The 18468-nt window shown below is 59.4% G+C and carries 19 protein-coding genes; 14 read left to right on the top strand and 5 right to left on the bottom strand.

Features of this window, described 5'->3' with window-relative positions; translation table 11 throughout:
• The 3 genes from paaK to paaG are packed head-to-tail and all read right to left on the bottom strand — an operon-like array spanning position 1 to position 2548.
• Positions 1 to 1311: a phenylacetate--CoA ligase PaaK gene (gene paaK, locus ACR0MI_RS13520; RefSeq protein ID WP_170615997.1), complete on the bottom strand. Its 1311-nt coding sequence runs from the start codon at positions 1309 to 1311 to the stop codon at positions 1 to 3.
• A 23-nt stretch (positions 1312 to 1334) separates the two neighbouring features.
• Positions 1335 to 1760: a hydroxyphenylacetyl-CoA thioesterase PaaI gene (paaI, locus tag ACR0MI_RS13515; RefSeq protein ID WP_170615999.1), complete on the bottom strand. Its 426-nt coding sequence runs from the start codon at positions 1758 to 1760 to the stop codon at positions 1335 to 1337.
• A 2-nt stretch (positions 1761 to 1762) separates the two neighbouring features.
• Complete coding sequence (gene paaG, locus ACR0MI_RS13510; protein ID WP_170616001.1) at positions 1763 to 2548, bottom strand: 2-(1,2-epoxy-1,2-dihydrophenyl)acetyl-CoA isomerase PaaG; 786 nt, start codon at positions 2546 to 2548, stop codon at positions 1763 to 1765.
• Positions 2549 to 2650: 102 nt separating this feature from the next.
• On the opposite strand from paaG, the gene ACR0MI_RS13505 reads away from it, so the two are divergent.
• From ACR0MI_RS13505 to ACR0MI_RS13440, 14 genes are all read left to right on the top strand, one after another.
• Complete coding sequence (locus ACR0MI_RS13505; protein ID WP_170817223.1) at positions 2651 to 4714, top strand: FAD-dependent oxidoreductase; 2064 nt, start codon at positions 2651 to 2653, stop codon at positions 4712 to 4714.
• A 40-nt stretch (positions 4715 to 4754) separates the two neighbouring features.
• Positions 4755 to 5774 carry a TRAP transporter substrate-binding protein gene (locus ACR0MI_RS13500; protein ID WP_170616005.1) on the top strand — a complete coding sequence of 340 codons (1020 nt, stop codon included), beginning with the start codon at positions 4755 to 4757 and terminating at the stop codon, positions 5772 to 5774.
• Positions 5775 to 5833: 59 nt separating this feature from the next.
• Positions 5834 to 6340, top strand: a complete 507-nt coding sequence (locus ACR0MI_RS13495; protein WP_170616007.1) for a TRAP transporter small permease — start codon at positions 5834 to 5836, stop codon at positions 6338 to 6340.
• The gene (locus tag ACR0MI_RS13490) at positions 6337 to 7689 is read left to right on the top strand and encodes a TRAP transporter large permease (RefSeq protein WP_170616009.1); all 1353 of its coding nucleotides are present in this window, start codon (positions 6337 to 6339) and stop codon (positions 7687 to 7689) included. The genes ACR0MI_RS13495 and ACR0MI_RS13490 overlap by 4 nt, the downstream gene beginning before the upstream one ends.
• Positions 7689 to 8879 (top strand): cytochrome P450, encoded by a 1191-nt coding sequence (locus ACR0MI_RS13485; RefSeq protein WP_170616011.1) that lies wholly within the window; start codon positions 7689 to 7691, stop codon positions 8877 to 8879. Before ACR0MI_RS13490 ends, ACR0MI_RS13485 begins: the two co-directional genes overlap by 1 nt.
• Before the next feature lie 120 nt (positions 8880 to 8999).
• The gene (gene paaZ / locus ACR0MI_RS13480; RefSeq protein ID WP_170817224.1) at positions 9000 to 11030 is read left to right on the top strand and encodes a phenylacetic acid degradation bifunctional protein PaaZ; all 2031 of its coding nucleotides are present in this window, start codon (positions 9000 to 9002) and stop codon (positions 11028 to 11030) included.
• A gap of 45 nt (positions 11031 to 11075) precedes the next feature.
• Positions 11076 to 11891, top strand: coding sequence for a PaaX family transcriptional regulator C-terminal domain-containing protein (locus ACR0MI_RS13475; RefSeq protein WP_170616016.1), 816 nt, complete (start codon positions 11076 to 11078; stop codon positions 11889 to 11891).
• A gap of 166 nt (positions 11892 to 12057) precedes the next feature.
• Positions 12058 to 13260, top strand: a complete 1203-nt coding sequence (gene pcaF / locus ACR0MI_RS13470) for a 3-oxoadipyl-CoA thiolase (protein ID WP_170616018.1) — start codon at positions 12058 to 12060, stop codon at positions 13258 to 13260.
• Between the two features lie 15 nt (positions 13261 to 13275).
• Complete coding sequence (gene paaA, locus ACR0MI_RS13465) at positions 13276 to 14268, top strand: 1,2-phenylacetyl-CoA epoxidase subunit PaaA (protein ID WP_170616020.1); 993 nt, start codon at positions 13276 to 13278, stop codon at positions 14266 to 14268.
• A gap of 15 nt (positions 14269 to 14283) precedes the next feature.
• The gene (gene paaB, locus ACR0MI_RS13460) at positions 14284 to 14568 is read left to right on the top strand and encodes a 1,2-phenylacetyl-CoA epoxidase subunit PaaB (protein ID WP_170616022.1); all 285 of its coding nucleotides are present in this window, start codon (positions 14284 to 14286) and stop codon (positions 14566 to 14568) included.
• Positions 14568 to 15335 carry a 1,2-phenylacetyl-CoA epoxidase subunit PaaC gene (gene paaC / locus ACR0MI_RS13455; protein WP_170616025.1) on the top strand — a complete coding sequence of 256 codons (768 nt, stop codon included), beginning with the start codon at positions 14568 to 14570 and terminating at the stop codon, positions 15333 to 15335. Before paaB ends, paaC begins: the two co-directional genes overlap by 1 nt.
• A 5-nt stretch (positions 15336 to 15340) precedes the next feature.
• A complete protein-coding gene (paaD, locus tag ACR0MI_RS13450; protein WP_170616027.1) occupies positions 15341 to 15802 on the top strand; it encodes a 1,2-phenylacetyl-CoA epoxidase subunit PaaD in 462 nt (153 codons plus the stop codon).
• 11 nt (positions 15803 to 15813) lie between these two features.
• Positions 15814 to 16890, top strand: a complete 1077-nt coding sequence (locus tag ACR0MI_RS13445) for a 2Fe-2S iron-sulfur cluster-binding protein (protein ID WP_170616029.1) — start codon at positions 15814 to 15816, stop codon at positions 16888 to 16890.
• A 15-nt stretch (positions 16891 to 16905) separates the two neighbouring features.
• Positions 16906 to 17667 carry a Phenylacetic acid catabolic protein gene (locus ACR0MI_RS13440; RefSeq protein ID WP_170616031.1) on the top strand — a complete coding sequence of 254 codons (762 nt, stop codon included), beginning with the start codon at positions 16906 to 16908 and terminating at the stop codon, positions 17665 to 17667.
• A gap of 53 nt (positions 17668 to 17720) precedes the next feature.
• Here the strand turns inward: ACR0MI_RS13440 and ACR0MI_RS13435 are convergent, their stop codons facing one another.
• Positions 17721 to 18260: a VOC family protein gene (locus ACR0MI_RS13435; RefSeq protein WP_170616033.1), complete on the bottom strand. Its 540-nt coding sequence runs from the start codon at positions 18258 to 18260 to the stop codon at positions 17721 to 17723.
• The gene (locus ACR0MI_RS13430; RefSeq protein WP_170616035.1) at positions 18257 to 18463 is read right to left on the bottom strand and encodes a DUF2783 domain-containing protein; all 207 of its coding nucleotides are present in this window, start codon (positions 18461 to 18463) and stop codon (positions 18257 to 18259) included. Before ACR0MI_RS13430 ends, ACR0MI_RS13435 begins: the two co-directional genes overlap by 4 nt.
• Positions 18464 to 18468: the final 5 nt, after the last annotated feature.

The following is an 18468-nucleotide window of genomic DNA, read 5'->3' as shown; positions in this document are numbered from 1 at the left end:
CTACTCCTTATCACGGTTGTCGACGACCCGTTTGGCTTTGCCTTGCGAGCGTTCAACCTGTCCGGGGTCCTCTACAATAATCTCGGTTGAAACACCAACGATGTCCTTGATCCGCTTGGTCAGCATGCGCGCCGCTGCGGTTTTGGACAACTCGTCGGTCGAATCCGGATTGGCCTCGACCAGCACCCGCATCGCGTCCATGCGGCCCGATTTGTAAAGCTCGATCTGGTAATAGGGTGCCAGTCCGCCGGTCGCCATGACCTGTTCTTCGATCTGGCTGGGAAAGACATTTACGCCGCGCAGGATGATCATGTCGTCGCTGCGCCCGGTGATCTTGGCCATCCGGCGCATCGACCGGGCGGTTCCCGGCAAGAGACGCGTCAGGTCGCGGGTGCGGTAGCGGATCATCGGCAGGCCTTCCTTGGTGAGCGTGGTGAAGACCAGTTCGCCCATTTCCCCGTCCGGCAGAACCTCCCCTGATTCCGGGTCGATGATTTCGGGCAGGAAGTGGTCCTCCCAGATCACCGGACCGTCCTTGGTTTCGACGCATTCGTTGGCGACACCCGGCCCCATGATTTCCGACAGGCCGTAGATGTCGACCGCATGCATGTCAAAGGCGGCTTCGACCTCTTTGCGCATGGCGTCGGTCCATGGCTCGGCGCCAAAGATGCCAACCTTGAGTGAGCTTTCGCGCGGATCAAGCCCGGCCTTGTGAAACTGTTCGAGAATGTTGAGCATGTAGGACGGCGTCACCATGATCCCGTCTGGACGGAAATCGGTGATCAGGCCGACCTGCTTTTCCGTCTGTCCGCCCGACATCGGTATGACCGTGCAGCCAAGCCGTTCGGCCCCGTAATGTGCGCCCAGACCGCCGGTGAACAGGCCATACCCATAGGCCACATGCATCATGTCACCCTTGCGTAACCCGCTGGCGCGGATTGAGCGGGCGACCAGATCGGCCCAGTTGTCGATGTCGTTTTGCGTATAGCCAACAACGGTCGGCTTGCCCGTGGTTCCTGAAGACGCATGAATGCGCACGATTTCGCGGCGTGGAACGGCAAAAAGCCCGAATGGGTAGTTATCCCGAAGGTCGTTCTTGTAGGTGAACGGGAACTTTGCCAGATCAGACAGGCTTTGCAGGTCGTCAGGATGAACGCCGGCCTCATCGAAACGCGACCTGTACATCGGCACGTTTTCATAAGCGTGACGCACCGACCATTTCAGGCGGTCCAGTTGCAGAGCCCGTATCTCATCGATCGATGCGATTTCAATCGGGTCCAGGTCAGCTTTGTTGGGGCTAAGATCTTCCATCGCGGTCTCCTCCAAACGCGAAGTTATTCTTTGAACAACTGGCCGTTGATCGTGCGGGACATGCCGCGAAACTCGGCGATCAGTTTGTTGTCCTGATTGGTGACGCGGACGTCGTAGATGCCGCTCCGCCCAGTCAGGGATATTTCCGTCGCCGTGGCGGTCAGGCTGTCGCCCAACTGGCCGGGGGCGAGATAACTCATCACCGTATGCTGCGCCACGGTGACAGTGTTTCTGCTGTTGCAGGCAAACGCAAAGGCGCTGTCGGCAAGGGCGTGGCTGACGCCGCCGTGGCAGATGCCCACACCGTTGCAATGGTGGGCCGCGACGGTCAGTGTCAGCACGGCGCGGCCTTCATCGACCTCAAGAATTTCCATACCGAACCACTTGCTTGCCTGATCGTTGGCCCACATGGCGGACGCTGATTTTTCTGCCCGTTCTTTCGCGTTCATGCTTACCTGCCCTGAAAATTCGGTGCGCGCTTTTCCAGAAAGCTGGCGACGCCCTCGGCATAGTCCGCGCTCTGACCGCAGGTTTTCATGGCTTGCGCCTCCAGATCCAGCTGATCGGAAAGGGTGTTTTTGGCTGCGGCGTGAATGCATTCTTTTGTCAGCCCGTAACCCAGCGTCGGGCCATTTGCGAACTGTTCAGCCAGCGCGCGAGCCTCGGGCATCAGTTGATCGTCCGGCACCGCTTTCCAGATCAGCCCCCATTCGGCGGCTTGCGCGGCAGGCAGGGGTTGCGCTGTCAGGGCCAGGCCCTTGGCCCGCGCTTCACCCAGTAAGCGGGGCAGGTGCCAGCTTCCGCCGGTGTCGGGTATCAGCCCCACCTTGGAAAAACTCTGGATGAAATTCGCGCACTCGCCCGCCAGGACCATGTCACAGGCCAATGCAAGGTTTGCGCCCGCGCCGGCGGCAACACCGTTCACCGCGCAGATGACCGGAAAGTTGAGCGACCGGATCAGCCGAACAAGCGGCGCGTAGAAGGTGCGCACAGTGTGCCCAAGATCGGGCGGCCCATCCATCTTCGAAGGGTCCCGGTCGCCAAGATCCTGCCCTGCACAAAAACCGCGCCCGGCGCCGGTCAGCAAGATGGCCCGCGCTCCGTCGTCGCGCGCTTTTTCCAGCGCGGAACGCAGGGCAAGGTGCATCTCCTCGTTGAAGGAATTCAGTTTGTCCGGGCGATTCAGGGTGATTTCGACCCAATTTCCGTGACTTATGGCAAGAATGGTATCGCTCATGGCGACCTCGTGTTTGAAATCCGGCAAGTTCCATATTGCATTAACCGAACGGTTGGTCAATAAATAACCGAGTTGCGAATCTGAACCGAACTGGGAGCCGGCATGACGCAATCCCCGCTGGTCAAAGTGGATCTTGAAGGCGACATCGCCTGGGTCATGGTGAACAATCCGCCGGTGAATGCGACGTCGTTGCAGGTGCGCCAGGGGCTGGCGGATGCGGTAGATGCCGTCAAGGATGCCCGGGTTGCCGTTCTGCTCTGCGCCGGTTCGACCTTCATTGCCGGTGGCGACATGTCGGAATTCGACAGTGCGCCTGTTGAACCTCACCTACCTGATGTCGTGCAGATGATCGAAGACAGCCCGGTTCCGTTTGTCGCCCAGTTGCATGGCAACGTGTTGGGCGGTGGCTTCGAGATTGCCATGGGCTGTGCTTGGCGGATCGCTGCGCCGGGCACACGGTTTGGGCTGCCCGAGGTCAATGTAGGGCTGATCCCCGGTGCCGGAGGCACACAACGACTGCCACGCCTTGCCGGGATGGACGTTGCAATCGATATGGCCTGTTCGGGAAAGCTGCTGACAGCCGAAGTCCTGCAAGAGCTTGGGGGTGTCGATCTGGTCGCTGAAAACATCGACCTGGCGGTCAGAGAGTTTGTCGCGGATCTTCCTGCGCGGCCTGTACCCGTCAGTCAGCGGAAAGTGCAAGACATTGCGCCCGATCTTTTTGAAGTGTCGCGAGAGGTGCTGAAAAAACGTGCCAAAGGTCAGCAATCCCCGCTGGAGAACCTGACGTCGCTGTCATGGGCGCTGGAACCATTTTTGAAAGGCCAACTGAAAGAGCGGGCGCGTCACCTGGAGCTGAGACAAACCCCGGAAAGCCGTGCATTGCGTCATGCTTTTTTTGCGGAGCGTACTGTGACCAAGCCATCGGCAATTCAGGGTGCCTCACCCCGCGCGATTAACAGAATCGTTGTCGTCGGCGGCGGGCTTATGGGGGCCGGGATCGCCACGGCCGCGCTGAACGGTGGTCTTGCTGTAACCCTGATCGAGCGTGATGCCGAGGCGGCGACAGCGGCAGAGGCGCGCGTTTCCGAGCTTTTGAATGGGGCAGTAAAGCGCGGCAGAATGACCGAAGCGCAGATGCAGGATCGGTTGTCAGCCTTCAGCGCCGTGGAAGATTATTCTGGCGCCGCAGACGCGGATCTGGCGATCGAGGCGGTATTCGAGGATCTGAGCGTCAAGCGCGCGGTTTTTGCAGACCTTTCCGCCCACATCAAGCCGGACGCCATTCTGGCCACCAACACGTCTTATCTTGATCCTGTCGACATATTCGAAGGGGTGCAAAATCCCCCCCGTTGTTTGGGACTGCATTTCTTCAGCCCGGCGCATGTCATGAAACTGCTTGAGATCGTGAAAACCCCTCACACCAGTGCCGAGGTGATCGCGACAGGTTTTGCTTTGGGCAAGACGTTGCGCAAGGTTCCGGTCCTGTCGGGAATATGTGACGGATTTATCGGAAACCGAATGCTGGCCGCGTACCGGCGCGAGGCGGATTACCTGCTGGCCGATGGTGCCATGCCGTATCAGATTGACGCCGCGATGCGCGCTTTTGGAATGCCGATGGGGCCATATGAATTGCAAGACCTGACCGGGTTGCAGATTGCCTGGGCCAACAGAAAACGTAATGCGGTCTCGCGTGATCCGCAGGAGCGGTACGTCACCATCGCCGATCAGCTTTGCGTGTTGGAGCGTTTTGGGCAGCGCAGCGGTAAAGGCTGGTATCGTTACGAAGACGGTAACCGCGCACCGATCCGCGACCCCGAGGTCGAGGCGCTGATCGAAACATATTCTGCCGAGCAGGGCATTACACGCCGGGAGTTTTCGGCTGAGGAAATCACTTCCCGCATTCTGGCCGTTCTCGCCAACGAAGGGGCGCTGATTGTCAGGGAAGGTATCGCCGAAACCACGGATGCCGTCGATATGGTTCAGATCCATGGCTATGGTTTCCCACGCTGGCGCGGCGGCCCGATGCAATACGCGACTGAGGTGGGATGGAAAAAAACGTTGGAAGCCATGCAGTTGGTGGCGTCCGAAAGCCCCGCGTCCTGGAAGTTGGCGGCGGTGCCCGAAAGCTCTAAACCCGTTGATGGTTACAAAAAGGACCATTAACGCATTCTTAACTCATGTTTCACTGGGAGGAGACAGATCCATGAAGTTCACTAAGTTGAGTACCCTTCTTGCCTCGGCCGCGCTGGCCGTTTCGGGTACTGTGGCGTTGGCGGCGGATTACACGCTGACCATTTCCAGCTGGGCCCCGCCGACCCATGGCATCAACGCAATGATGTGGCCGAAATTCACCGAAATGGTCGAAGAAGCCACGGATGGTAAAGTCACCGCCGAGCTGAAACTTGGCCTTGCACCGCCGCCCGCGCAAATGGACCTGATCATGGATGGCGCGGCAGATGCCTCGATCATTTTCCACGGCTACCAGCCGGGTCGCTTCGTCACTACAAAGATGATCGAACTGCCCGGGTACGAAGGATCGGCCGAGGCCGCATCGGTCGCCTATTGGCGCGCCTATGAGAAGTACCTGAAAGCGGCCGACGAGCATCGCGGGGTCAAGCTGATCGCGCTGCACACGCACGGTCCGGCGCAGCTGCATTCAAGCGCTCCGGTGACATCGCTGGATCAGGTCTCGGGGCTGAAGGTACGTATCCCCGGTGGTGTGGGTGGCGACGTTGGAACGGCGCTGGGCGCAACCGGCATTCAGGTTCCAGCCCCCAAGGTCTATGAAACGCTCGCGTCCAAAGCGGCGGATGGCGTTGTCATGCCGTTTGAATCCCGCAAGGGCTTCAAGCTGACCGAGGTTGCACAGAACGTTTACGAAGTGCCCGGCGGGCTCTATCGCGGCTCGTTTGCGTTCATCATGAACGAAGATACGTTTGCCGACCTGCCCGAAGATCTGCAGAAGGCGCTGGAAGAGAAGGTCTTCGGCGAGCCGTTGAGCCGTGAGATCGGCAAGATCTGGGACCAGATCGACGCCATCGGGCGCGAGGCGACCGAGGCGGCGGATGGCAACAGCATCAACGCCGCGTCCGCAGAAGATCTTGAACAGTTCAATCAGATTGCGGCCGACGTTCGAAGCAAGGTGATTGGCGAAGTCAATGAAACCGGTATCGACGCGCAGGCAACCTATGACCTGATCGTGCAAGAAATGGCGGCTCAGTAAGGCTGTCCGGCTGGTGGGGTTTCCCACCAGCCATTTTTTTACCGGCAAGAGACATAATCATGCGAAATCTCGTGATCTGGGCGCGGCGCGCCAGTTTTTTTCCGACGCTGCTGGCCTGTGTGGCCCTGTTCATCCTGATGGTGATGACATTCTGCGATGTCATCCTGCGCTCGGTTTTCAATGCTCCGATCGAGGCTGCGACCGAACTGACCCGGATTTTGATGGCCATCCTCGTGTTTTCGGTCCTGCCCATGATTTCCGCGGGAAAAGGCCAGATCGCGGTCGATCTGACAGACGGTCTGTTTTCCCGTCTTCGCCTTAGCCGGGCCCGTGACGCTGTGGTTTACCTGGCATCAGGCATCATGCTGATCTGGCCAATCAATAGGGTCTGGATACTGTCCGAACGCGCGCGCGACTACGGGGACGTCACAGAATACCTGTCGATCCCGGTCTTCTATGTCGGCTGGTTCATCACCTTCTTCACCGTTATTGCCGCCATCGCGATGGTGATTACCGGGCTGATGTACATCTTTGCACCCCACGCCCTGTCGGAGCAGACCCAATGACCGCAGCCCTGATCGGTTTCGCACTGGTACTGGTTCTGGTGCTGCTTCGTTTGCCCATTGTCTTTGCGATGGGTTTGGTTGGCACGTTTGGCTTCGCCTACGAACGCGGCGGCGCGATTTTTTCGGAACGGGGGCTCAAGGCCGCCATGTCGATGGTGGGCCGCCAGATCACGGACACCGCGCAGGACTATGGCCTGTCGGTTGTGCCGCTGTTCATCCTGATGGGACTGTTCGTCAACAAAGGTGGATTGGCGCGTGAGCTTTACGCGGTTTCTAACGCCTTCCTGGGGCATTTTCGGGGCGGTATCGCGATGGCGACCGTCGCCGCCTGCGGTGGTTTTTCGGCAATCTGCGGGTCGTCTCTGGCCACGGCTGCTACAATGTCCAAGGTTGCGATGCCCGAAATGCGGCGCTATCGCTATTCGGACGAGTTGTCGACCGCCTCGATTGCGGCAGGCGGGACGCTGGGCATTCTGATACCGCCTTCGGTCATTCTGGTGATCTATGGCCTGCTGACCGAAACCTCGATCGGGAAGCTGTTTGTCGCCGGGATATTGCCGGGGATGATGGGCATCCTGTTCTACCTGTTCGCGGTGCGCTGGACCGTCTGGCGCAAGCCTGATTCAGGCCCTGCCGGTGAACGCCACGGCTGGGGCGAGCGTCTGACGGCGCTGCGATCCGTCTGGGCCGTGCTTTTGTTGTTCTTCCTGGTTATCGGGGGCCTCTACGGCGCGTTTGATTTTCACCCGCTGAACCTGACCTTCAGCCCGACCGAAGCGGCGGGCATGGGTGCAATGGGCGCGTTCCTGATCGCCCTTTCGCGCGGCGGCCTGACGCTGAGTTCGACATTCGAGGTGCTGAAGGAGACATCTTATACAGCCGCGGCCTTGTTCTCGGTCCTGATCGGGGCGCAGATCTTTTCGAATTTCATCAACCTGGCGGGTCTGCCCGAAGCGCTGATTGCGCTGGTCACGGCGTATGAAGTGTCGCCTTTCGTGGTGATTCTGATGATCCTGGGCATCTACATTATCCTTGGCTGCGTTTTTGAGTCGCTTTCGATGCTGCTGCTGACGGTGCCGATCTTTTTCCCGCTGGTCACGTCGCTGGGCTATGACCCGATCTGGTTCGGCATTGTCGTGGTCGTTGTGACCGAGATCAGCCTGATAACCCCGCCCGTCGGTCTGAACGTGTTCATCCTGAAAGGCGTGGTGGGCGATGTGTCGACCGGTACGATCTTCCGGGGCGTGACACCATTCTGGGTTGCCGACATCTTCCGCCTGGCGTTGATCGTTCTGGTGCCGTGGCTGGTGCTGGTCCTGCCCGAGCAGATGGGCGCGATGGGGCACTGATGTTCGCGCTGACCGCACTTCCCGAGGGGTTCCATCAGGACCCGTATCCGACCTACGCCGCTTTGCGCGAGGATGCGCCGGTTTGTGTGCAGCCGGATGGCAGCGTGATCCTGTCCAGATACGAGGATCTGGATCTGGTGTATCGCGATACACGCCGTTTCATTTCGGACAAGAAGGCGGTTTTTGGCCCGAAATACGGGGTCGATAGCGCATTATACGAACACCACACCACCAGTCTGGTGTTCAACGATCCGCCGTTGCACACCCGTGTGCGCAAGGTGATGGTCGGCGCGCTGAACCCCCGCGCGCTGGCGCAGATGGAGCCGGGGCTGGTCGAACTGGTTGATCGCCTGCTGGACGAGATGCAGGCCAAGGGCCAAGTCGAACTGATCGAAGATTTTGCCGGTGCCATTCCCATCGAGATCATCGGAAATCTTCTGGGCATTCCCCGTGACGAGCGTGAGCCTTTGCGGGACTGGTCGCTCGCGATACTTGGGGCGCTTGAGCCCAAGCTGACGCCCGAGCAGGAGGAGCAGGGCAATCGCGCTGTCGCCGATTTCGTCGAAAACCTGCGCCGGATCATCGACGACCGCCGCGCCAGTCCGGGCGACCCGGAAACAGACGTCCTGACCCGACTGATGCAGGGTGATGTGGACGATCGGCTGACCGAAGTCGAGCTGTATCAGAATTGTATCTTCATTCTGAATGCCGGTCACGAAACCACCACAAACCTGATCGGTAACGCGCTTGATCTGTTGCACCGGCACCCGGATAAACGGGCCGAACTTCGGACCAGACCCGACCTGATCACGACTGCAGTGGACGAGTTCCTGCGGCTGGAAAGCCCGAACCAGTTCGGCAATCGCCTGACCACCGAGGCAGTTGAATTCCATGATCACATGATCCCGGCGGGTACGGATATTCACCTCTGTATTGGTGCTGCCAACCGTGATCCGCGCCAGTTTGACGACCCCGATGCCGTGAAACTGGATCGCCGTCCCAACAAACATCACGCCTTTGCCGGCGGGCCGCATACCTGCGTCGGGCTGACTCTGGCGCGAATGGAAGGGCGTGTTGCCGTTGGCCGTTTTCTCGAGCGCTTTCCCGGTTTTGAGTTGCAGGAGGGTGCGCAAAGAGGAAATCGCATCAGGTTTCGCGGCTTTGCCCGTCTGCCAGCTCGGGTGGCATAGATGCAGCATAGATAGGCATTTTTGCTGTTTTATGTTTGACCGACCGATCGGTTAATAATAGTTTGATCCGAACGACCCGGCCAAATTCGCCGACCGGATGCCAAGGATGAGGAGGCACATATGACCATCCAACAGATTTCCAGCTTTGCCGCCGGTGAATGGATTGGGCCGGGTGAAGGCGCCCGTTCCATCGCCAGTGCAGTCACCGGAGACGTAATCGCGACCGCGGGTAACAACGCGCTGGACGTGCAGGCAATGCTGGACCACGCGCGGGATGTAGGCGGGCCCGCCCTGCACAGAATGACGTTCCACGAGCGGGCAAAGATGCTGAAGGCGCTGGCCATGCATCTGGGGCAGCACAAACAGGCACTGTATGATCTGTCTTTCGATACAGGCGCGACTCAATCCGACCACCTGATCGACATCGATGGCGGCATCGGCACGACTTTTGTCTATGCGTCCAAGGGGCGTCGCGAGATGCCTGACGGGCATGTCTTCCTGGACGGCGAGGTTGAGCAATTGTCGCGCAACGGAACGTTCCTGGGCCAGCATGTCTGCACCCCGTTGCAGGGCGTCGCGGTGCATATCAACGCATTCAACTTCCCGGTCTGGGGCATGTTGGAAAAACTGGCGCCAACGTTGTTGGCCGGGGTTCCGGCGATTGTAAAACCTGCCACCAACTCCTGCTACGTGACAGAGTTGTGCGTGCGCATCATGCTGGATTCAGGCATCTTGCCCACGGGTGTCTTGCAGTTGGTGACGGGCGGATTGGGCGATATGCTCGACCGGCTGGGAATGCAGGACGTGGTCAGCTTTACCGGCTCGGCCGAAACGGCACTGAAACTGCGTGCCAATCCGGTGATCCTTGAGAACTCGGTACGGTTTGTGGCCGAACAGGACAGCCTGAATGCCTCGGTTCTGGGACCGGATGCGGAACCCGGAACGCCCGAGTTCGACCTGTTCATCAAGGAAGTTCAGCGCGAAATGACAACAAAGGCGGGGCAGAAATGTACGGCCATCCGCCGGATCATCGCACCGGAAACACATGTTCAGGCTGTGATCGATGCGCTTTCGGACAGATTGGCAAAGACGGTCATCGGCGATCCGAGGCTTGAAACCACCCGCATGGGCGCGCTCGTTTCACAAGGCCAGAGGCGCGATGTTCTGGAAAAAGCCGCGATCATCGGGCAGGAGGCCGAGCGGGTTTTCGGCGATCCTGAAGACTTCGCCATTGACGGTGCGGATGTCGAAAAGGGCGCCTTTGTTCCACCGATGCTGTTCCATTGCGCCAGCCCTGACACGGCCCGGCGGGTGCACGATACCGAGGCCTTCGGCCCGGTCAGCACCATCATGGGATATCGTGATCTGGACCATGCGGTTGAATTGGCGAACAAGGGGCAGGGTTCACTGGTGGCGTCCGTGGTCACCCGCGACCCATCCGTCGCGCGTGAGATTGTCATGGGGGCCGGGGCCTATCACGGGCGTTTGTATTTCAACAACCGGGATTCGATGAAGGAAGCGACGGGCCACGGGTCTCCGTTGCCGCACATGGTCCACGGCGGCCCCGGTCGCGCCGGAGGCGGCGAAGAGATGGGTGGTGTGCGAGGGGTGCAGCATTACATGCAGCGCACGGCAATTCAGGGCTCGCCCGATATCCTGACCGCGATCGGCGACAGGTGGGTTTCCGGTGCGACCGAGATCAAAGGCCCGGCGCATCCTTTTACCCGTCGGTATCACGATCTGGCGATTGGCGAGACCATTCATACGGCACCGCGCACCATCACCATGGACGATATCGAGCATTTCGCGCATTTCACGGGCGACACTTTCTACGCCCATATGGATCAGGCCGCGGCCGAGCGGAACCCGTTCTTCCCTGGTCGTGTGGCGCATGGTTATTTGTTGCTTTCGTTTGCGGCGGGTCTGTTTGTGGAACCCAACGAAGGTCCGGTTCTGGCCAATACCGGGCTGGACAATCTGCGTTTCATGAAGCCGGTGGAAGCAGGCGATGCGATCAAGGTGCGGCTGACTGTCATGAAGAAGACCGGGCGCATTGATGAATACGGAGAAGTGCGCTGGCACGTGTCGCTGACCAACCAGGATGGTGATCTGGTGGCGGAATATGAATTGCTGACAATGGTAGCCTACTGAAGCGGGCCGGATGGCAATTTCCTTTGGCCGGGCTATACTTAGGCTATGAAAGATCCGCATTCTGACTGGTTCGAAACCTGTATTGCCCAGCTGACGGCGTCCGGCACGCAGCGGGTCTGGTCGGTGCTGGTATCGATTTTCGGCGATCTGGCCCAGAAGGAGACCGATCAGATCAGCGGTGCCCTTATTACCCGGCTGACCGGACTTGCCGGGATAAAGTCTGAAGCGACCCGTGTTGCTTTGCACCGACTGCGCAAGGAGGGCTGGATCGAAAGCACCCGGAGCGGGCGCAACAGCACGCACAGCCTGACGGCGTTCGGGCGCGCTCAAAGCGCTGCAGCGGTGCCGCGCATCTACGCCCGCGAAACCGTGCGCCCGGAAACCTGGCATGTCCTTATCGCGGACAGTTCGGACGGGTCCCGGCAGGAACTGGCCGATCTGCTGCTGACCGGTGACTACATTCCACTGAGCAGCACGGCAGCGATGGCTCCCGGTGAGGCTCCGGAAGGTATCGAAGACCTGTTTATTGTTCAAAGCGGCGCCCTCTCGGTTCCCCGCTGGCTGCGCGAACGTTGCGGACCAGATGCGCTGAACGAAGGATATAAACAGCTTCTGACCCGATTGCGGGCGGTTCAGGAGAGCATTCCGGCCTCGGGTGTCGGCGATCCGTTCCAGGCGGCGGTGCTGCGGGTCCTGATCGTTCACAGCTGGCGCCGCATCGTTTTGCGGCACCCGGATTTGCCGTCAGAGTTTCTGCCCGAGGCGTGGAAGGGTCCGGCCTGCCGAAAGGCTGTTTTCCAGATCCTCGACAGGTTGCCGCGCCCTTCGATCAAAGCGCTTGAATCGGCTTTGACCGGATAGTGGTCCCGGTATTTCCCGGTGGCGAAGGTCGTTGTGTCGAACAATAAGTTACATTGATTCGGGAATGGCAAAAAATTCGTAACATATTACTTGCTTCGAATCATCGCGGCCCGTATTAACCGACCATACGGTTGGTATTTCCGGCCGTTGCGACAGGAGGCCTTTGATGGACGCATTCATTTGTGACGCGACACGTACCCCGATTGGCCGGTACGGTGGCGCGTTGTCTTCGGTCAGAACAGATGACCTTGCGGCGGTGCCGATCGCTGCACTGATGGCCCGGAATCCGCAGGTGGACTGGGCCAGTGTGGATGACGTGATCTTTGGCGATGCCAATCAGGCCGGTGAAAGCAACAGGAACGTGGCGCGTATGGCGGCGCTGCTGGCGGGTTTGCCGGTTGAGGTTCCGGGAACCACGGTGAACCGGCTTTGCGCCAGCGGCATGGATGCGGTGGGCATGGCCGCGCGTGGAATCCGGGCGGGCGACTTCGATCTGGCAATTGCGGGCGGCGTGGAAAGCATGAGCCGCGCGCCCTTCGTCATGCCCAAGGCCACCAGCGCCTTTAGCCGCGCCAATGCGGTTTATGACACAACGATTGGCTGGCGGTTCGTAAACCCGAAGATGAAAGACATGTACGGCGTGGACAGCATGCCGCAAACGGCTGATAACGTGGCCGAAGACTATGGCGTAAGCCGTCAGGATCAGGACGACTTCGCGGCCCGCAGCCAGGCTCGCTGGCAAGCAGCGCATGAGGCGGGGATTTTCCGGGATGAGATCACCCCGGTCTCGGTCCCGCAGCGCAAGGGCGATCCGGTTGTCGTGGATACGGACGAACATCCCCGTCCCGGAACCGATGCTGCGAAGCTGGCCGGATTGAAAGGCGTGAATGGCCCCGACAAAACCGTGACTGCGGGTAATGCCTCGGGTGTGAACGATGGCGCAGCGGCGCTGCTTCTGGCCAGCGAGGTGGCAGCGCACAAGAACAGCCTGACACCGATGGCGCGCGTGGTTGGGATGTCCGCTACGGGTGTCGAGCCGCGCGTCATGGGCATCGGCCCGGTATCGGCAAGCCGCAAGGTGCTGGCCCGCGCCGGTCTGAGTATCGATCAGATGGATGTGATAGAATTGAACGAGGCGTTTGCGGCTCAGGGCCTTGCCACGCTGCGCGAGCTTGGTGTTACCGATGATGCACCGCACGTGAATGCCAATGGCGGTGCCATTGCAATGGGTCATCCGCTGGGCATGTCGGGGGCCCGCATCGTGCTGACCGCGGCTTATCAACTGCAACGCTCGGGCGGGCGCTATGCGCTTTGCACCATGTGCGTCGGCGTGGGTCAGGGCGTCGCCCTGATCCTTGAACGCGTCTAAGGGAGGAGACCCCAGATGTATGCTCAACTTGTGAAAACGGCCGGAACCGGCGTCAAAACCAAAGACGAGATGACGGATCAGGAGCGTGAGTTCCAGGACAAGATCGACCGCGATATCAAGATCGAACCAAGGGATTGGATGCCGGATGATTACCGCGCGACCCTGATTCGCCAGATCGGCCAGCATGCGCATTCAGAAATCGTCGGCCAGCTTCCCGAAGGCAACTGGATCACCCGTGCGCCCACATTGGAACGCAAAGCGATCCTGCTGGCCAAAGTGCAGGATGAGGCCGGGCATGGTCTGTATCTATACTGTGCTGCGGAAACGCTTGGGGTCAGCCGCGACGAGATCACCGAGATGTTGCTGGACGGGCGCATGAAGTATTCGTCGATCTTCAACTATCCGACCCTGAACTGGGCGGATATCGGTGCCGTCGGCTGGCTGGTGGATGGTGCGGCGATCATGAATCAGGTGCCGTTGCAGCGCACATCGTACGGGCCGTACTCGCGCGCGATGATTCGCATTTGCAAAGAAGAGAGCTTTCATCAACGGCAGGGTTATGACGCCATCCGCAAGATGGCTGAAGGTACGCCCGAGCAGAAGAAAATGGCGCAGGACGCGCTGAACCGGCTGTGGTTCCCGTCTTTGATGATGTTCGGCCCCTCTGACAAGGACTCAGTGCACTCGGCGCAGTCGATGGCGTGGAAAATCAAAATCAACACCAATGACGAGCTGCGCCAGAAGTTCGTGGACCAGACGGTTCCGCAGATCGAATTCCTTGGCCTCGATTTGCCAGATCCCGGCATCAAATGGAACGAGGATCGCGGCCACTACGACTACACCGACCCGGACTGGTCCGAGTTCTTCAACGTCATCAAGGGCAATGGTCCGTGCAACGTGGACAGGCTGGCTGCGCGCAACAAGGCGTGGGACGACGGCGCGTGGGTGCGCGACGGCTTGCTGGAACATGCCCGCAAGAAAGCCGCCCGCAAGCACGCGGCAGAGTAATCAGGAGGTTCCGCTATGAAAAATGAATGGCCCCTTTGGGAAATCTTCATCCGCGGCCAGCATGGGCTGAGCCACCGGCATGTTGGTTCGCTACATGCACCAGATGCCGAAATGGCGATCAAGAACGCGCGCGATGTCTATACGCGCCGCAACGAAGGCGTGTCGATCTGGGTGGTTGAAGCCCGGCACATCGCGGCCACCGCACCCGGCGAGAAGGGCCCCCTGTTCGAGCCGTCCGAGAGCAAGGTCTACCGCCACCCGACGTTTTACGACATCCCGGACGAAGTGGGGCATATGTGATGGCAGAAGTCGACAAACAGGCCCTGCTGCAATTTCTGCTGCGGATGGGCGACAACACTTTGGTCCTCGGGCACAGGGTGTCCGAATGGTGCGGTCACGCGCCCGTGCTGGAAGAGGACATCGCGCTTGCCAATACGGCGCTGGACCTGATCGGTCAGACGCAGCTCTGGCTGGGTTATGCGGCCGAAATTGAGGGCGAAGGCAAGTCGGCGGACGATCTGGCCTTTCTTCGCGACGTCTGGGATTTTCGCAACGTTCTGCTGGTCGAGATGCCCAATGGCGATTTCGGTCAGACCCTGATGCGTCAGTTTCTATTCGATGCGTGGCATTCCATCATGCTGGGCCGACTGATCAGATCGTCGGATCGGACTGTGGCCGAGATCGCTGAAAAGGCCAGCAAAGAAGTGGCGTATCACCTGGAAAGATCTGCCGACACAGTTGTCGGTCTGGGAGACGGAACCGAGGAAAGCCATAACCGGATGCAGGCCGCCCTGAACTACCTGTGGCCCTATGTCGGAGAAATGTTTGAAGGCGACGCGGTCGATGAGGCCATGGTTAAGGCCGGTATCTCGAGCGACCCCGGCCGGTTGCGTGAAGAATACGACACGCTGGTGGGCCGGGTCCTGTCCGAGGCGACGCTGACCATTCCCGAAAGCCGCTTTGCCCATAAGGGTGGCCGCACCGGCCAGATGCATACCGAACATCTGGGCCATCTGCTGTGCACGATGCAGTGGCTGCCGCGTGCCTATCCCGGTTGCCGGTGGTGACAGTGATGGCGCGGCCCTCCGTCGGTGAAATCTGGCAGTGGCTGGACCATGTGCCCGATCCGGAAATCCCCGTGATCTCTCTGGTGGATCTGGGGATCATCCGCGACGTCGCGTGGGAAGATGATCTTTTGGTTGTCACGGTCACACCAACCTATTCGGGTTGCCCGGCGACCAGCGTCATCAATCTGGATATCCAGACGGCGCTGCGCGAAAAGGGGATCGACAGGCTTGAACTGCGCCGTCAGCTTTCACCTGCATGGACCACCGACTGGCTGTCGGACAAGGGGCGCGTGCGTCTGGAAGAGTTCGGCATCGCACCGCCGCAACCGGCAGGCGGACCCGAACGCTGTCCGCGTTGTGGTGGCAACCATCTGGAAAAACTCAGCCAGTTCGGCTCGACCCCCTGCAAGGCGCAGTGGCGGTGTTGCGACTGCCTGGAACCGTTCGACTATTTCAAGTGCATCTGAGGGAGGAACCCATGGCGCGCTTTCATGATCTTGAAGTCACAGACATCCGCAAAACGATCCGCGATGCAGTGGTCGTGACGCTGAAGCCCGAGAATGGTGCGGCTGCCGAGTTCGACTTTACGCAAGGCCAGTACCTGACATTTCGCCGCGACTTTGACGGTGAGGAACTGCGCCGATCCTATTCGATCTGCGCGGGCAAGGATGACGGTGTCCTGCAGGTCGGCATCAAGCGGATCGATGGCGGTGCGTTTTCGACCTGGGCCAACGAAGATCTGAAGGTGGGGGACACCATTCAGGTGATGCCGCCGATGGGTGGGTTCTTCACCGAGCTGAATGCCGGAAACGAGAAGCAGTATCTGGGTTTCGCGGGCGGGTCCGGCATTACCCCGGTGCTGTCGATCCTGAAAACCACCCTGTCACGCGAACCCAATTCCAGCTTCACGCTTGTTTACGCCAACAAGAGCGTGAACTCGATCATGTTCCGCGAGGAGCTTGAGGACCTGAAGAACAGCTTTATGGGACGTTTCAACGTCATCCACGTGCTCGAGACGGATGCGCAGGAAATCGATCTGTTCACCGGAATGGTGACGGAAGAAAAATGCGCGCAACTGTTCAAAACCGGTTGGATCGACATCGAAAATGTCGATGTCGCATTCATTTGCGGCCCCGAGCCGATGATGCTGGGCATAGCCCGTGCATTGCGCGACCATGGGCTGGATGACGGTCAGATCAAATTCGAACTTTTCGCCAGCGCCCAACCCGGTCGGTTGAAGCGCAAGGCCAAGGCCAAGGATGCCGCAAGCAGCGCCAATACGGCAAAGGCTTCCATCACGCTGGACGGCGCAACCCAGACCATCGATATGCCCAAGGACACGACGCTGCTGGACGCGGCTTTGCAGAACGCAATGGATGCACCTTATGCCTGCAAGGCCGGGGTCTGTTCGACCTGCCGCTGCAAAGTGATTGAGGGCGAGGTGGAGATGGTGACCAACCATGCGCTGGAGGACTATGAGGTTGAGAAGGGCTATGTTCTGTCCTGTCAGTCCTTTCCACTGACCGACACTGTCGTCGTCGATTATGATCAATAAAGAAGGGGACCTGTCATGCCGGATGATATGAGCATTGAAAGCTACCTTGCGCAGGGTGGGGTGCTGACAAACCCTTCGAACGTGCCTTCGCGGTATCGCGCCGAACTGATGAAGCTGATGGCGACCTTTGTGGACAGCGAGCTGGCCGGTGCCGCCGGGTTTGCCGACGTCATTAACACCGGCCCGGGCATCAAGGAACGTATTGCCGCCGCCAAGATCGTGTTGGAGAAAACCGATAACGCCGATCGTGTCCTGACCATCATGGGTGAGTTCGGTGTCAATACGAAACGCTACGCGACGCACCACCCCTGGGCTGCGCGGCTGGACCGTTCAGCCGATATTGGCGCGACCCGCAACGAACATGATATGCGACTTGCCGTCTTCAATTATCCGCTTGAAGGGTGGACGGACGCAGTGGTCATGAACCTGATCATGGGGTGCGCTGTCGGCGTGCAACTGGCCGAATTCAGCAGTGTCTCGTATCAACCTCTGGCCGAAGCCTTTCGTGCAATCGCACCGGTTGAGGCGCGCCACGCCGAGCTGGCCGAGGAAGGTGTGGCCAGACTGGCAGAGGATGGTGATACGGCCGCGATTCAGGCGTCGGTCGACTACTGGTGGCCACGTGTCGCCGTTTGCTTCGGGGGGGATGACGCGGCGCGGCTGAAAGATCTTCAGGCGCTGGGGCTGCGCCGCACCGGGAATGCCGAACTGCGCGATCGCTGGATTGCCGCGGCCTCGGCCATTCTTGACAAATACGGGCTGGAAGTTCCGAGATAGCTAAGAACAAAGGCCGTCTGTTATTCAAAAAAACAGACGGCCTTTTTGCCACGTTATTTGTTCAGTTCTTTGGCATGCAGCCAGTCGGCGTGTTTCGGGGCCTTCTTGGTTTTTGACCATTCATCCAGCATCAGCCATTTGACCTCATCCATGCGTTTGAGCATCGCCTCTTCCTCGGGATCGGGGCAGGCCAGTTCGACCCGGTGCCCGTTGGGGTCGAAGAAGTAGATCGAGTGAAAGATGGAGTGGTCGGTGACGCCCAGAACCTCGACACCGTTGGCTTCCAGATGGTCTTTGAACTGCAGCAGCGTCTCGCGGTCTTTCACCTTGAAGGCGATGTGTTGTACCCAGATCGGCGTGTTGGGATCGCGCCCCATCTCGGGCTTGGTCGGCAGCTCAAAAAAGGCCAGAACGTTGCCGTCACCCGCATCCAGAAACAGATGCATGTAGGGATCAGGCTCGTGGGTCGATGGTACGTGATCCTCGGCAATGGCCAGGATGAAATCCATGTTCAGCATCTTGCCGTACCATTCGACGGTTTCCTTGGCGTCCTTGCAGCGATAGGCGACGTGGTGGATTTTCTCGATTTTCACGTGTTGTCCTCCTGTTGAAGCGACGCGGCGCGCAGGGCTTGTCGCAGCACGTCGTTGTCCCCGATATGGTTGGCCAGAACCAGCACCAGGCGCGCGTTCAGCGCGTCCCCCTGTGCCTTGTCCAGCCCTTCATGTGCATCCAGCAGATCGGCGTAGAACCCATCGGTATTGTCGAAATTTGGTGTGAGGATCAGATCGGCCATGGCGA

It is taken from the genome of Ruegeria sp. D4, from assembly GCF_056534475.1.
This window is presented reverse-complemented; position numbering and strand designations above follow the sequence as displayed.